The organism is Bremerella sp. P1 (assembly GCF_028748185.1).
Lineage (GTDB): Bacteria > Planctomycetota > Planctomycetia > Pirellulales > Pirellulaceae > Bremerella.
Genome location: NZ_CP118164.1, coordinates 3,561,170 through 3,575,285, shown reverse-complemented (window position 1 = coordinate 3,575,285; position 14,116 = coordinate 3,561,170). Strand labels below are relative to the sequence as shown.

General features: G+C 54.3%; 14 protein-coding genes and 1 tRNA gene. 4 read left to right on the top strand and 11 right to left on the bottom strand.

The genetic code is table 11. The annotated features are described in order from the left end of the window. Positions 1 to 2: 2 nt before the first annotated feature. The 9 genes from PSR63_RS15045 to PSR63_RS15005 all read right to left on the bottom strand — a co-directional run bounded on the left by PSR63_RS15045 (position 3) and on the right by PSR63_RS15005 (position 9,652). Positions 3 to 1,763, bottom strand: coding sequence for a complex I subunit 4 family protein (locus PSR63_RS15045; RefSeq protein WP_274326495.1), 1,761 nt, complete (start codon positions 1,761 to 1,763; stop codon positions 3 to 5). A gap of 30 nt (positions 1,764 to 1,793) precedes the next feature. Beyond that, on the bottom strand, positions 1,794 to 4,199 hold the full coding sequence (gene nuoL / locus PSR63_RS15040; RefSeq protein ID WP_274326494.1) for an NADH-quinone oxidoreductase subunit L: 2,406 nt from the start codon (positions 4,197 to 4,199) through the stop codon (positions 1,794 to 1,796). After that, a complete protein-coding gene (nuoK, locus tag PSR63_RS15035) occupies positions 4,199 to 4,534 on the bottom strand; it encodes an NADH-quinone oxidoreductase subunit NuoK (protein WP_274326493.1) in 336 nt (111 codons plus the stop codon). Before nuoK ends, nuoL begins: the two co-directional genes overlap by 1 nt. Next, positions 4,531 to 5,253: an NADH-quinone oxidoreductase subunit J family protein gene (locus tag PSR63_RS15030; RefSeq protein ID WP_274326492.1), complete on the bottom strand. Its 723-nt coding sequence runs from the start codon at positions 5,251 to 5,253 to the stop codon at positions 4,531 to 4,533. The genes nuoK and PSR63_RS15030 overlap by 4 nt, the downstream gene beginning before the upstream one ends. After that, on the bottom strand, positions 5,250 to 6,479 hold the full coding sequence (gene nuoH, locus PSR63_RS15025; protein ID WP_274326491.1) for an NADH-quinone oxidoreductase subunit NuoH: 1,230 nt from the start codon (positions 6,477 to 6,479) through the stop codon (positions 5,250 to 5,252). Before nuoH ends, PSR63_RS15030 begins: the two co-directional genes overlap by 4 nt. Positions 6,480 to 6,614: 135 nt before the next feature. Continuing rightward, entirely contained in the window at positions 6,615 to 7,820 is a 1,206-nt protein-coding gene (locus PSR63_RS15020; protein ID WP_274326490.1) for an NADH-quinone oxidoreductase subunit D, read from the bottom strand. Positions 7,821 to 7,839: 19 nt separating this feature from the next. Next, positions 7,840 to 8,370 carry an NADH-quinone oxidoreductase subunit C gene (locus PSR63_RS15015; RefSeq protein WP_274326489.1) on the bottom strand — a complete coding sequence of 177 codons (531 nt, stop codon included), beginning with the start codon at positions 8,368 to 8,370 and terminating at the stop codon, positions 7,840 to 7,842. Between the two features lie 25 nt (positions 8,371 to 8,395). Further along, positions 8,396 to 9,025, bottom strand: a complete 630-nt coding sequence (locus PSR63_RS15010) for an NADH-quinone oxidoreductase subunit A (protein ID WP_274326488.1) — start codon at positions 9,023 to 9,025, stop codon at positions 8,396 to 8,398. A 90-nt stretch (positions 9,026 to 9,115) separates the two neighbouring features. Continuing rightward, positions 9,116 to 9,652, bottom strand: coding sequence for an NADH-quinone oxidoreductase subunit I (locus PSR63_RS15005; RefSeq protein ID WP_274326487.1), 537 nt, complete (start codon positions 9,650 to 9,652; stop codon positions 9,116 to 9,118). Positions 9,653 to 10,165: 513 nt separating this feature from the next. Here PSR63_RS15005 and csrA point away from each other — a divergent pair. The 4 genes from csrA to PSR63_RS14985 all read left to right on the top strand — a co-directional run bounded on the left by csrA (position 10,166) and on the right by PSR63_RS14985 (position 12,502). Further along, positions 10,166 to 10,372, top strand: a complete 207-nt coding sequence (gene csrA / locus PSR63_RS15000) for a carbon storage regulator CsrA (protein WP_274326486.1) — start codon at positions 10,166 to 10,168, stop codon at positions 10,370 to 10,372. A gap of 200 nt (positions 10,373 to 10,572) precedes the next feature. Then, positions 10,573 to 10,645 (top strand) — tRNA-Glu (locus tag PSR63_RS14995). A 190-nt stretch (positions 10,646 to 10,835) separates the two neighbouring features. Next, positions 10,836 to 11,882, top strand: a complete 1,047-nt coding sequence (locus PSR63_RS14990) for a ferrochelatase (RefSeq protein WP_274326485.1) — start codon at positions 10,836 to 10,838, stop codon at positions 11,880 to 11,882. 8 nt (positions 11,883 to 11,890) lie between these two features. After that, positions 11,891 to 12,502: a pyroglutamyl-peptidase I family protein gene (locus PSR63_RS14985; RefSeq protein WP_274326484.1), complete on the top strand. Its 612-nt coding sequence runs from the start codon at positions 11,891 to 11,893 to the stop codon at positions 12,500 to 12,502. Here the strand turns inward: PSR63_RS14985 and PSR63_RS14980 are convergent. Both PSR63_RS14980 and floA read right to left on the bottom strand, forming a co-directional pair. After that, positions 12,484 to 12,990 carry a PH domain-containing protein gene (locus PSR63_RS14980; RefSeq protein WP_274326483.1) on the bottom strand — a complete coding sequence of 169 codons (507 nt, stop codon included), beginning with the start codon at positions 12,988 to 12,990 and terminating at the stop codon, positions 12,484 to 12,486. The genes PSR63_RS14985 and PSR63_RS14980 overlap by 19 nt on opposite strands. Before the next feature lie 46 nt (positions 12,991 to 13,036). After that, on the bottom strand, positions 13,037 to 13,996 hold the full coding sequence (floA, locus tag PSR63_RS14975; protein ID WP_196782451.1) for a flotillin-like protein FloA: 960 nt from the start codon (positions 13,994 to 13,996) through the stop codon (positions 13,037 to 13,039). Positions 13,997 to 14,116: the final 120 nt, after the last annotated feature.

Below are 14,116 nucleotides of genomic sequence, written 5' to 3'. Positions count from 1 at the left end.
ACTTAGGGAGCGTTCGCGGCAACGTCTTTATCAGCTTCTTCTCGTTCGGCTCGAAGCTTGGGAAGCTTCACGTCCTCGGTCCACTCGACCAAGTCGGATACCTGTTGATCCACCGTGGCATCCATGTATCGGAACATCGTCGCCGGAAAGATCCCTAGGACAACCGCAAGGACACAAAGGGGCAGGGCAATGGCCATTTCTCGCAGATTGATCTCCGATAGCTCTTCCTGGTGCGGGCCTCGGTATTCGGGCCCCAGATAAACGCGCTGGATCGCCCACAGGATGTACGCCGCCGTCAGGATGACAACCGCTGCCGAAATCGCCGCCAATGTGGCGCTCAGTTTCCAAACCGAAAGGACAACGAAGACTTCGCCAATAAAGCCACAGAGACCCGGCAACCCTAGCCCAGCGAAAAACAAGAGCATTGCCATCGCGGTATAAACAGGCATCTTGCCGTATAAGCCTCCGAACTGATTCAAATCACGATGATGGACGCGGTCATAAATCACACCGACCATGAAGAACATCCCGGCTGAACTGATTCCATGACCGATCATCTGGAACAATGCGCCTTTAACGCCCATGCTCCACGAGACCGGGTCAAAGACGGCTCCAGCCGTGGCACTCCACACACCCAGCCCCAGCACGACATAACCCATATGGCTCACCGAACTGTAGGCAACCATTCGCTTGAAGTCCGATTGGGCCAGAGCCGCAAAAGCCCCGTAGACCATGCTGATCACCCCGATCGAACATACGACCCAAACCAGATCGTAACCCGCATCTGGGCAGATGGGATAGCAGATCCGCACGATGCCGTAGCCCCCCATCTTCAGCAGCACGCCAGCCAAGATCATCGAGATGGGGGTAGGAGCTTCGACGTGGGCATCCGGCAACCAGGTATGCAGTGGCACACTGGGGACTTTGATGATGAAGCCAATAAACAGCAGGACAAACGCCCACCACTGAATCGACTTACCGAACATGAGCACCTGGTCGAATACGTCGGTGTGCTGACCGAGTTGCTGGAGAGCCAGAATATTGAATGTGTGTACCGGATACTCGCTGGCATCAATCTTGGTTTTGTAATCCTCAGCCGATAGTAGTTGGCCAGCTTCATCCCAGGCAGCGATATGCGCGGTGGCAAGTTGATCTGCCGAGAGCTGTCGCAGATCGCTATTGAAGTACAGCATCAAGAGCGCGATCAGCATCAACACACTACCAAATAGCGTGTACAAGAAGAACTTGATCGCCGCGTATTCTTTACGTGGTCCGCCCCACACACCGATCAAGAAGTACATCGGCAGCAGCATGACTTCCCAGAAGATGTAGAACAAGAAAAAGTCGAGCGACAGGAACACCCCCATCATGCCAGCCAACAATAACAGGTAAAGCACGCAGTAGCTCTTCACGTATTTGTCGATCGTCCAACTAGCACCCATCGCCAGGAAGGAAATCAACGCCGTGAGCATCAGCAGCGGAAAACTAATCCCATCGATGCCCAGAAAGAATTGAATATCGAACGATGGAATCCACGAAGTTTGAACGACGTTTTGAACCCCGGCTTCATTGATCTCAAAACTAAGGGCCTCACTCCATGGCAGCGCAATCCAGAGCGTCGGCAGCAAGACGAGCACCGTAACGAGCAACGTAAACCAGCGCAGCAGCGACTTGTTTTCCGAGGGGAAAAACAACAAGACGATCGCACCCACCACGGGCGTGAAGATCAGCGACGTCACCATGAAATTTGTCAGGTTATCCATACGTGTGCCTCAAGGGCAAAACATTAGCTGCTACCGAGCCAGGGAATAGGTCCAAAAACTCAGAATCAAAAACAACGCTACGGTACTGACAACGATCAGCATGACATACTGACGCAAACTTCCTGTCTGTAGCATCCGCAAGCTGCTGCCCAGTCGATAGGTCTGTCGCGAGAACCAGTTCACGAAACCATCGACACCACGGCGGTCGATCCAGTTATCGGAAAGCCGGGCAAAGCCCACTGCCAGCCACGCTGAACCATCGATCAGTCGGTCGATCACCTGTCGATCAAACCATGCCACACAGGCCGCCACCGCCAACGTCCCGCGAACGAAGACCGCCTGATAGACTTCATCGAAGTACCACTTATTCACTAGGACACGATACAGCGGATCGAACGAACGCCGCACGTCCGCTGGGTCCAAGGTCTTCCACAGATAAAACACCGATGCCAACAAGATGCCGCTGATCGCTGCTCCGAATGCCAAAACGCCAACCGGCCCTTTCACTGCGGCGACGTGACCTTTGGACTCTTCCGGCATCGTGACATCCCAGTGGCTGCCAACCATGTCTTGCCAGATACCTGCTGGCCGTGCCTGTTCGATCGTGCGGGAAAGCGTCGGCAGACCGACCCAATCATAGATCGGCCAGGCGACAACCACTGCTAGAATCGCCAGCAAGACGAGCGGTACCACCATCGTTTTAGGCGATTCGTGCGCGTGCTGGTGTTTGTGGTCAGAACGTGGCTCACCGAGAAACGTCAAGTACCACATTCGGAACATATAAAACGCTGTCAAACATGCTCCACCGCAAGCGGTCGCAAAGAAGAACGACCCCCAAACGGGATTGAGATACCGAAAGGAAAAGACCTGTTCCAGGATGGCGTCCTTCGAGTAGAAGCCACTCAGACCGATCGGCAGCCCTATGATCGAAGGGATTCCGATGCCGGAGATCGCCAGGCAGCCGACGAGCATCGTATACCCAGTCCACGGCATCTTGCGAATGAGTCCGCCCATGCGGGGCATTTCGTTGGTTTGCACTGCATGAATCACCGAGCCTGAGCACAGAAACAGCAAGCTTTTGAAACAGGCATGAGTTATCAAATGCATCACGCCAGCGGCCCAACCACCGACCCCCAGCGCCAACATCATGTAGCCCAACTGACTGACCGTCGAATAGGCAAGCACCCGTTTGATGTCGGTCGCGACCAAGGCAATCGTCGCTCCGAGGAATAACGTAATGCAGCCAACGCAGGCAATCACCAGCAAGACTTCTGGCAAGAAGATCGGATACGACCGGGCAACCAAGAACACGCCTGCTGCGACCATCGTGGCCGAGTGCACCAGAGCGGACACAGGCGTCGGACCTTCCATAGCATCAGGCAGCCAGACATGCAGCGGGAACTGAGCACTCTTGCCAACGCACCCACAGAAGATTCCGAGGCCGGCTACCATGAGCAGCGTATAGCCGTACTTCGTCGTGTCGCCATCAGCCGCACCATCGCGCCATGTTTCAATCGACGCATCGACCTTCGCCGTCAATTGCTCTTGGCTTAGCGGTTTACTTGAGGTCAGTGCGATCTCGTTGATTCGATCCGCAGCCGCCAGGCGGACCATGCCATCAGGCACCTCGAGTGCGTAGTGGTGTACTTCGCTCCGCATCTGCGAAAACACGCCATCACTCGAATCAGGCACATCGCCGAAATTGAGCGTTCCTAAGCTCGCCCACAAAGCCATCAGCCCGATCAGCATACCAAAGTCGCCGACTCGATTGACTATGAAGGCTTTATTGGCAGCGGTCGATGCGGACTGGCGTTCGACGTAGAAACCGATCAGAAACCAGGAGCAGAGCCCGACCAATTCCCAGAAGACAAACGTCATCAGGAAGTTTCCGGAAATCACCAGCCCCAGCATGCTAAAGCAGAACAGGGAAAACGCCTGAAAGAATCGAGCGTACCGACCAGGCCGATGCAGAGACTCGCCATCCGCCAGTAGCGCTTCGTTATCCACTACGTCATGCAGTTCTTCGTGCATGTAGCCGGTCGAGTAGAAATGAATGCAGGTAGCAATGAATGTCACCATGCAAAACATGAGGATCGTCAGCGCATCGATGTAGTAATTGATACTAACATCGGCTCCGGCGAAACTCGCGAGCGTGTAGCCGTTGCTCGTAATTACCGGTGGGGCGTGATGCTCGGCAACATGATGCAGGTCACCCATCGCGTGCGGGACAGGCGTCTGGTGAACAGCGAACCAGACACCAGCGGAGAAGAATGACAGGATCGTCGAGGCGAGAATCGCGCTGGTCGCAATCCATCCTGCAGGCTTCCCGCGATCACCCAGCCACCTACCGGCCAGGAGGATCACGCAGAACGACACCAACGGTAGCAAAACCGCGGTCGCCAGCAAGCTCGGGAGGTACGGCAGGAAAACTTCCATCAACCTTTCAGTTCATCTGCACGATCGACATCGATGGTCGCATGGTTGTTGTAAAAGTTCAGGGCAATCGCCAAAGCAACCGCCGCTTCTGCTGCCGCCAACACGATGACAAACAGCGCGATTAGATGTCCATCCAACCCCAGGTTCTCATCACGAAAGTAAGGACTCGCAAAGCCCACGAAGTTGACGATCGCTCCGTTGAGCACCAGTTCAATGCCCATCAAAATGCCCAAGGCATTCCGCTTGGTGGCCATACACACGATGCCGGTGACGAACAGAAATGCTCCGACCGCCAGGTAGTGCGATAATCCGATCGGTTCGCTCAGAAAGCTCATAGGTGGTCGCCTCCGTGATGATGCCGTTTCGCTCTGGCCAAGTACGCTGCCCCGACCAACACCACCAACAAATGCACCGAAATGATTTCAAAGGGAAGCAGGTAACCCGCCAATCCGGTTTCTTCACTTTCAATCTTGTCCGCCCGCACGCCGACCAGGGCCAAACCAATCTCTCCGGTTCGCTGCGGCATTCCTTCGCTGGCCTTCGCTGCCAACAGTTCCAGTTTGCGCCGCTGCTCTGGGGTAATCTCTTCTCCGCGATCTTGCTGACTCTTAAGCTCCTCTGCGAAAGCCAGCAACTGCTTATCGGCGACGGACTGATAATCTGAGCTTTGCCACTGTGGAATCAGAAAAACCAGTTGCACTAAAACGGCCAACAAGGTCCCGCCAACGAGCAAGCCCAGGATCCAGTCGCCTGCTTGGGTCCGCATTGTGATGAACGCCTTTTGCGCGGTGAGCATCACGCCGAATATCAACAGCACGACCGTTCCGCCCACGTAGATCATCAACTGCATAGCGCCGACGAAATAGGCTCCCGCGAGAAACAGCAAACCGCTGGTTGCCGCCAGGCTGACAATCAACGCGAATGCCATACGCACGATGTTGTTCGTCATCGCCACGATTACGGCAAATCCGCAAGCACACAACGAAATGACATAGAACATCACCGTGTGCCAGTTGATCGCCACTTCACTGGTCGCTGCGAGAAGGGGAGTCATTCAACGTCTCCTTCCTCGTCGGTGGAAGCCGAAAGCGACTCAAGGAGTGCATCGGCTTGCTTCTCGCCGGTTTTAAACCAGCCTTCGCGAACCAGTGACCGCTCTTGAGCCGGTAATAGATCGTTGAAGAAAGGAACGCCCAGTGCAGTCCAGAACATCACGCCCAATAAGCAGACGGCCGCGATCGGAACGCAGTACTTCAGACACATCGTGATCACCTGATCGACACGCAGGCGAGGAAACGTCCAACGCACCCACATCATGGCAATCACGCCGATAGATGCTTTTAATAAAAGGCAGAGAACACCAAACATATTGGCGATCGAGCTAAACCACCAGCAATTGCCGAGGTAGTCAGGGAACCAATCCATCAAGGCACTGAAGATGGGAATCGGGCCGTTCCACCCACCGAAGAACAGGATGGCGGCCAAAGCCGAAACCAGGATCATCGAGCCATACTCGGCCATGAAGAACAGGCTCCACCGCATACCGGAATACTCGGTGAGAAAACCGGCAACGAGTTCACTTTCAGCTTCGGCCAAGTCAAACGGGGCTCGATTCACGCTCGCAACGGCACAGGTGAAGTAAACCCAGAAGACGACGAAGATGAAAGGATCGTGGAAGATGAGCCAATTGGTAAACAAGCCACGCTGCTGATCACCGATGGCCACCAGGTCCATTGTTCCACAGATCATCAAGGGAACGATCACACAGATTCCCAGCGGCACTTCATAACTAACGACCTGGGCTGCCTGTCGCATGGCACCAAACAGTGACCACTTCGAACCGGATGAATAGCCTGCCAAGATCACGCCGAAGACTTCTAAGCCTAGAACAGCGATCAGGAAAAACAGGCCAATATTCAGATGCAAAGCCACCCAGCCGGAAGCGAAGGGGAGGGCCATGAACGCAGAAAAACTGGCAGCGAACGCCACGTAGGGAGCGAGCTTGAAGAGGATGGGATCAGCATCCTTCGGCATCAAGTCTTCCTTTGAGAGAAGCTTGATCCCGTCGGCCAGCGATTGAAGCCACCCAAATGCTCCGCCAGTGCGAGTTGGTCCCAGGCGATCTTGAATACGGCCAGAGACTTTTCGTTCAGCCCAGATGAATACGAACGCACCAAGAGCGATCACATTGACCAGCAAGAAAGCTTGAATCAGCGCGGCGACCGTGTACCCCAGGAATTCCCATCCTGCAGGAAACCAACCTGCGAAGAACTCTCCCACGTGCGCGCTTTCCTTGTGCGTAAAAAATCGGGGCAAAACACTGTCTTTTCCCGGTTCCTCATGATACCGGTCCAGGCCCCCGGCGAAAACTACTTAGCCGTCAATCTCGAACTTTCTCAGCGAGTCGCCGGCGAATCAGCGATCGATTTCCCCCATGACAATATCTAGCGATCCAACAATTGCCGGGATGTCGGCGATCAACCCGCCACGACAAAGCTCTTCCACCACGGAAAGATTACTGAAACAGCTGCTGCGAGCCCTGGCTCGGCGAGGAATCGAGTCGCCACCGTCGGAGACAACATAAAAACCCATCTGCCCCCGAGGACATTCCGTCTCGAGATAGGCCTCGCCTTGGGGCAATTTGGTCGCCAGCTTGATGGGCGTACCCCAGTCGCCGCTCGCCTTACGATAAAAGTCCATTCCCTGCCGGATCAGTTTGATAGCTTGAATCACCTCAAGCATCCGCACGTAGAAACGGTGCCAACAATCACCCAGCACGGCCTCATCTGGAACCGTCGGATAAACCTGGTCTTTGGGATAGCTGCCACTTTTCTCGACGATCACCTCGAATTCGTATCCCTCATACATCGATGTGTAGCGAGGCTCACCATCCCGACGCAGGTCGTGATCGACGCCGGAACCTCGTAGCACAGGCCCCGAGCAACCGTACGCAATTGCCATATCGGCCGACATGATTCCAATGCCTGTGGTTCGCTTGATGAAGATGGCATTGGTGGTCAGCAGCGTGTGATAGTCAGGAATCTGGGGCTCGAATTGATCCAGAAACTGGCTGCACTTATCAATCCAATCCGACGGCAAGTCCGCCGTCACGCCTCCTGGCGTGATATAGCTATAGGTAAGCCGCGCTCCGCAGACCCATTCCAACAGATCGAGAATCTTCTCTCGTTCGCGAAACGCATAGAGAAACGGACTAAACGTTCCAAGGTCTAATCCGTACGTCCCCATGCCTACCAAGTGACTAGCAATCCGGTTCAGTTCCGCGATCATCACGCGCGTGTGCCGAACTTTCTCAGGCAAGTCGTAGTTCAGCAGTTTCTCAACTGCCAGCGACCAACCGAGATTCATGTTCATACCGGCCAGGTAATCCATCCGATCGGTATAGGGAACAAATTGCCGCGGCGTGAGATTCTCGCCGATCTTCTCGGCACATCGGTGCAAGTACCCGATGTGTGGTACGGCTTCCGAAACAACCTCGCCATCGGTTCGCAACACGAGCCGCAGAACACCGTGGGTGCTCGGATGCTGCGGCCCCATGTTCACCAACATCTCGTCAGTGCGAACATCGAGTTCAATGATTTCGGAATGATTCGCGTTGGACATTCAACGGGCTTTCAACGAACTAGCGTCCACGGATTCCGTGATACTCGAGCGGCATTTCGTAGTCTTTGCGGAGAGGATGTCCGACCCAATCTTCCGGGCACAAGATCCTCCTCAGATTGTGATGCCCGACAAACAGCACGCCGGACAGGTCGTAAGCCTCGCGCTCGTGCCAATCGGCAGTTCTCCAAATGCTGGCAACCGAAGGGAGTTCCGGAATATTGCCTTCGACGTCATCCTTCCACCTTGGAAGCATCACTTTGATAACGCCGGTCGTCTTATGGCGAATACTGGAAACGTGATAAACGACTTCTAGGTGAGGTTGCCACTTTGCCTTGGCAGCTTTCTTCGGGTCTGTCTCACAATAGTCGACCACGCAAATCGAATTCAGGTAGTCGAACGCGATCGCAGGCTCCTCCTTGAGGTAACGGCACACTTCTACCAACCCAGCAGGTGAGACTTCGATCCAAGGATCGACATTTTCAAGATTCGCACCAGAAATCTTCTCTCCGAAACGCTGCTTGAGTTTCTCGATGAAGGTTTCGTCGATCATGCTTGCGTACTACTTTCCGGAACTATCACGGCGTTGTTGCCACTTGAGTCGAGTCTCGCCAGCTTGATTTAGATTTGGTGCGCGTGTGCGCATGCCCAGCCATCGATCGCACCCAATCGAGATCACCACGTTTCCAAACGTACGCAAACCCAACCATGAGGACTGCGAAAAAGACCATGATGTCCGCTACGCAGGTCCAAACTAATTTCGACGCGGCAGACTGGGCCTCGGCGTTACTTTGGGCAACGTCCTTCGATGCTAACAGCTGCTCATCACCGACCGGCAATCCGAGCTCGATCATCAGGCCTGCGTAACCAGGGCCGATCACACGTGTACCATCTTCCATCTCAACAATCGCAGGCGTTTCCGGCTTGGCCAGTTGAGTCGACTTCCCAAAGACAACGGCCCAAGGAAAAAAGAACGCCACTTCCACGTCGAAGATAATGAACAGCAACGCGACCACGTAGAAACGCAGATCGAACTGCACGAAGCTAGAACCGATGGTTGGTTCGCCGCACTCGTAAATCTCTAGCTTTTCCTCGTGCGGATTCTTCGGCCGCAGGATGCTTCCCAACAACAGGTTGATCAACACGAAACCGAAGCCTGCTACGGTGAACAGGATCAGATAGGCAACAATCGTGGTTGATAAGCTCATGGGCGATAGATGACTTGGAAGCGTGACCTACGATACGACCCAGCATTGCTGGCATGACCTCATTTAAGGGGCCACACGAAAACTATGCAACTAGTCCGATTGCTCGGACGGTCCGCCATGCACGGGACGAAGCACGGCTTTGGATTCGGCGACAGCCGTTGGATTCAACGTCGCTCGGCCCCAGGCAACATCAATCGGCAGGCGAGAGTAATCGACAAAGGCACCATCGCGGCTGTAAGAACTCAGGTCGAGTGTTCCCCCCATGAAGATACAGTCGACAGGGCAGGGCTCGACACACAAAGCACAGAACATGCACTTGGTGTAATCGATGGTGAAATGCGTCAGCTTGAAACCCTTGCCGTTCTCGACACGTTCTTTGCCGATGTAGATGCAGTCGACCGGGCAAGCCTTGGCACATTGATCACAACCAATGCAGGTCGTGACATCGAAGCGATGAAACCCTCGATAGCGGGGGGCCACTTGGGCGGGAAGTTCCGGATATTCGAAGTGCTCCGTAAATGTTTTTCGGCTTGGATCGTAAGTCGACTTCCAAACCCGGAGCGTCACTAAAAGGCCCTGAATGACCGTTGTGATTGCGCGAATCAGATTTTTCCACCAACTAAGCATGCCTTCCCTTTGCACGAATTCGGTTGGCTATCATTAGCTCGAAAGCGGCGTCGCTTTCCCTTACAGGACCTCAGTTTGCGTTAACGGTGAGCGACCTCATATTAACGACTCTCCCCCTCCTGACAAAGTGAGACCAAGTGGCCAATTAGCGGGGCAATCTACGCGAATATCAGGGACCTTAGATAACCTTGGTAGCCAAGGCAAATACTCCCGTTTTTTCGGCACATTCCTCGCGACTGGCTCCAGAATTCACTAAAGTCCGAGATTTGCTTGCTTGACGCGGCTAATTTAGCGCGTAGAGTGAAGTGAGAGTTTCCTCGCGCACAACAGGCTGTTCTTGTTGCGTTTGGGAGATTTTCGAGGATGTCGCTGTATTAGGTCGATTTGACTCGAACCTTTTGATTTCTGCTCAAGTCTACCGAAGGCTACAAGAAGGTTCAAGCATTCGACAAGGCAGTGCCGCCAAAATCATGAAAGAGTATTCCCCCTTGGCGGTTGCGTGGAGAGCATAAAATGCTGGTATTATCGAGGAAGAAAAACGAGAGCATTGTGATCAATAACGACATCACCATTGTCGTTGTTGAAATCCGTGGCGATAAGGTTCGACTTGGGGTCGAGGCCCCGAAGGAAGTACCTGTACACCGCCGCGAAGTTTACGATGCGATCAAACGCAATGAGAGCGGACAGTCGGCCACCGATGCGTCGACAAATTCTGAATAGTCGTTCGGATATTAATCTCGAAAACGCCTATCTCATTGAAACAACAAGCGTCAATTAAGTCCGCGAATTCATACCGTATTCTGCTGCGGTTGTCTGTTTCGAAGCTTTTCGGTTAGCCCTGAAAGGTTTTTCACTTCTCGGCGGCATACCCCCTTGAAGACATCGTGCGTCATTGGGTATATTTAAGCCCTTCAACAAACGGCCCCTTCGTCTAGTGGTCTAGGACACCGGCCTTTCACGCCGGTAACACGGGTTCGAGTCCCGTAGGGGTCACTTTAAAGCCTTTCGTCTTTTCGACGGAAGGCTTTTTTTGTGGACGTACCCAAGCCATGCCGTGGCGTGAAGCAAGAGCCTTCAACACGCAGCTGGCTTCCCAACACTTCCCTGGGTGAGTTGAACACTCGCTACGATTGCGGGTAGGCTTTCTTTCATCTACCGCCACGTACGCTAATAGCCAAGCAACATGACAAACTTACCTTACGACGCCGTACTCGTCCTCTCCTTCGGCGGCCCCGAGAAGCCGGACGATGTCATTCCTTTCCTCGAAAACGTGCTTCGCGGTCGCAATGTCCCCCGCGAGCGAATGCTGGAAGTCGCGGAGCACTATTATCACTTCGGCGGCAAAAGCCCCATCAACGATCAGAATCGAGCGTTGATCGAAGCCCTGAAGTCAGAACTGGCAGCCCACGACATTGCACTTCCTATTTACTGGGGAAATCGCAACTGGTATCCGCTGTTGCCAGATACCTTGAAGCAGATGCACGCTGACGGACACCGCAACGTGCTGGTCTTCGTGACCTCGATCTTCAGCTCCTACTCAGGCTGCCGCCAGTATCGCGAAGATATCCAGCGAGCACTCAAAGAGCTGAGCCTGGAAGAAGAGATGACGCTCGACAAGATCCGGACTTTCTATAATCATCCGGACTTTGTCGAGACGATGGCAGATCGAGTTCGTGATGCCATCAGCGAACTTCCTGAGGATGGCTCGGACCAGCGAAAAGTACTGTTCACAGCGCACAGCATTCCCAGCGCCATGGCGGTTAATTGCGCCTATGAGAAGCAGTTGCATGAAAGCTCGCGACTGATTTCCGAAGCGGTCGGAGTCGAAGACTGGTCGCTCGTTTATCAAAGTCGCAGTGGCCCTCCGCAACAACCATGGCTGGAACCAGACGTATGTGACGTTATTCAAGAGATCGCGGATCAAAAGTCGGCACGCCAAGTTGTGGTCGTTCCGGTCGGCTTTGTTTCCGATCACATGGAAGTTATCTATGATTTGGATGACGAAGCAGCCACACTTGCCGAGGAAGTTGGCATTGCGATGGCCCGCGCCAAGACTGCCGGGACCCATCCCAAGTTCGTTGGCATGATCCGCAAGCTGATCGAAGAACGCCTTGGCATCACTGACGAAAAGGAGGCGATCGGCAAGTTTGGCCCATCCCACGATGTCTGCCCGATCGACTGCTGCAAATACGAGCCGCGTCGACCGTCTCCTGTTCAACCTACTGAGTAAGCCTTTTGATGAAGCATCGGATTCTGATAACGGCCTTCGAGCCCTTCCTGCAGTACCCGACCAACGCATCGATGCAGATCCTTAGCCATTGGGCTGAGGATAGTCCCGGCTCGGAGCGAGTCGTGTTCACGACCGAAATACTGCCAGTCGACTATGAACTGGCCGAACCACGACTGGGTGACCTGCATGCTGATTCGTTCGACTTTGCCCTGCACCTGGGGCAGTCACCAAGGATCGATGAATATCAGCTCGAGATGGTGGCGCTCAACCTGAAGTCCGATCCCACGACACCGACTTCACCACTAAGTCCCCTCGGCCCGACCGCATTTACCAGTCAATTACCACTGGATACTTGGTGCCAGGACTTACGAGAGCACGACCTTCCTACCTCCGTGAGCTTTCACGCCGGGACCTATCTCTGCAATGCGACCTACTATTGGTCGACGGAAATCTATCGTCAACGCGGGCTGTCTGACCGTAGCCTGTTCGTCCATGTCCCACTAATCGACATGGAAGACACCAACGCCGAAAACCAAATACGCCGTGGATCGCGAATGCTGGCCCGGTTGGTACGTCTGATCGAGGGGCATCTTGACGTTAATCAAGCACCACTCGCCTGACGCGAGTGGATCTCCTGAAAGCCGCGGTAGGTCATAGAGGCCTTAAGACACGCGGTTCGAAAGCCTTCCGGGTAGGGAACTCCAGGCAGTGAGAAGACTTCCTCTTCCCCCTTGAAGAAGACAAGATCGGCGGATCGAAACCAGGCCTGGCCGGGCATTTGCCGCACTTCGATTTGATCGAACTGATCCAGCGCGATTTGCCGCTCCATGACGCCTTGAACGCCGCGCTCGACATTCACATGACGATTCGTAACTCGATACCGCGTTCCTACCACCGGGAGAACATTCCACAGATAGAGCGGAATCGCGATGGGGATCGAGAGCAACACGAAAAGGTTGCCAACGGTAAAGAACGAAACGCCTGCCTTCTTCTCGTACAAGCGACCGAGAAACTGCCCCATCGAGGTCGCAGAAACAGACGGCCAGACAATGAGTGCTGTCGACTCGCGTTCTGAACTTAATGAAAGCCCTGCGATGGCTTGTTTCATAAATGCGACCCCAACCTGGCGGCTGGCGAAACCAAAATTCTTATTCTTAGCCAGCCTGACCGTTCTCTGCCTGGGTGTGCATCTTACCGCTGCGGAATGCCTCGGCCATGGCCTTGGGAACCTCGGCTTCTGCAAAGACAAGCTTCGCGCGGTTCATCGCGACCTTGGCCTTGTTTTCCTGTTCCGATGCAATTGCCTCGGCACGCCGCTGCTCAGCTTTAGCCCGAGCCACACGCGTGTCCGCTTCGGCCTGGTCGTTTTGCAGACGAGCCCCGACGTTTTCGCCGACGTCGATATCGGCGATGTCGATCGAAACGATTTCGTATGCCGTATGAGCATCGAGACCACGTGCGAGCACTGCCCGGGTAATCACATCAGGATTCTCGAGCACATGGGTATGATGTTCCGACGAACCAATCGCGGAAATAATACTCTCGCCAACACGCGCGATCACGGTTTCTTCTGTGGCACCACCGATCAACTGTTCGAGCGAAGTTCGCACCGTCACCTTGGCACGAACGCGAAGCTCGACACCATTCTTGGCGATCGCGCTAAGCGTGCTCTTACCACTACGGCGAGGATCAGGGCACTCAATCACCTTGGGGAGCACGCTCGTCTTCACAGCGTCCACCACATCACGCCCGGCCAAGTCAATGGCGGCGGCGCGATCAAAGTCCAGGTCGATCCCGGCGCGCTGTGCCGCAATGATAGCGTGAATCACGTGCATCACATTACCGCCGGCCAGGTAGTGGGCCTCCAGCCGTTTGGTACTGATTCCACTGCGGCGGTCGATATCGAGGCCCGATTGCTTCGCCATAATCTTGGCTTTAACGATCAGCCGGCTGTTCACCTGACGCAAGCTCATGCCCACGAGGCTCCATAGCGAAACGTCGGCACTCGACATGTACGCTTGAAACCAGAGTTGGCCGTAGTTCAGCAAGACAATGAGAATCACAATGCCGAAAACGATCAGCATGAACGTCGCCAAAGCGTAGACGTACCACATGGATCCGCCTTCGTTGTCGAGTTGGGCAAACAGCAACAATGCGTCATTCATGGGTGGTATTCTCACTTGCAGACATTGCACAAGGGATGGAGCATCATCGAATCAGCTGACCGCAATCAT

Bases quoted from the DNA above. Each gene is read 5' to 3' on its own strand.
- PSR63_RS15045 (WP_274326495.1), bottom strand. From the start codon at position 1,763: ATGGATAACCTGACAAATTTCATGGTGACGTCGCTGATCTTCACGCCC.
- nuoL (WP_274326494.1), bottom strand. From the start codon at position 4,199: ATGGAAGTTTTCCTGCCGTACCTCCCGAGCTTGCTGGCGACCGCGGTT.
- nuoK (WP_274326493.1), bottom strand. From the start codon at position 4,534: ATGAGCTTTCTGAGCGAACCGATCGGATTATCGCACTACCTGGCGGTC.
- PSR63_RS15030 (WP_274326492.1), bottom strand. From the start codon at position 5,253: ATGACTCCCCTTCTCGCAGCGACCAGTGAAGTGGCGATCAACTGGCAC.
- PSR63_RS15020 (WP_274326490.1), bottom strand. From the start codon at position 7,820: ATGTCCAACGCGAATCATTCCGAAATCATTGAACTCGATGTTCGCACT.
- PSR63_RS15015 (WP_274326489.1), bottom strand. From the start codon at position 8,370: ATGATCGACGAAACCTTCATCGAGAAACTCAAGCAGCGTTTCGGAGAG.
- PSR63_RS15010 (WP_274326488.1), bottom strand. From the start codon at position 9,025: ATGAGCTTATCAACCACGATTGTTGCCTATCTGATCCTGTTCACCGTA.
- PSR63_RS15005 (WP_274326487.1), bottom strand. From the start codon at position 9,652: ATGCTTAGTTGGTGGAAAAATCTGATTCGCGCAATCACAACGGTCATT.
- csrA (WP_274326486.1), top strand. From the start codon at position 10,166: ATGCTGGTATTATCGAGGAAGAAAAACGAGAGCATTGTGATCAATAAC.
- PSR63_RS14990 (WP_274326485.1), top strand. From the start codon at position 10,836: ATGACAAACTTACCTTACGACGCCGTACTCGTCCTCTCCTTCGGCGGC.
- PSR63_RS14985 (WP_274326484.1), top strand. From the start codon at position 11,891: ATGAAGCATCGGATTCTGATAACGGCCTTCGAGCCCTTCCTGCAGTAC.
- PSR63_RS14980 (WP_274326483.1), bottom strand. From the start codon at position 12,990: ATGAAACAAGCCATCGCAGGGCTTTCATTAAGTTCAGAACGCGAGTCG.
- floA (WP_196782451.1), bottom strand. From the start codon at position 13,996: ATGTGGTACGTCTACGCTTTGGCGACGTTCATGCTGATCGTTTTCGGC.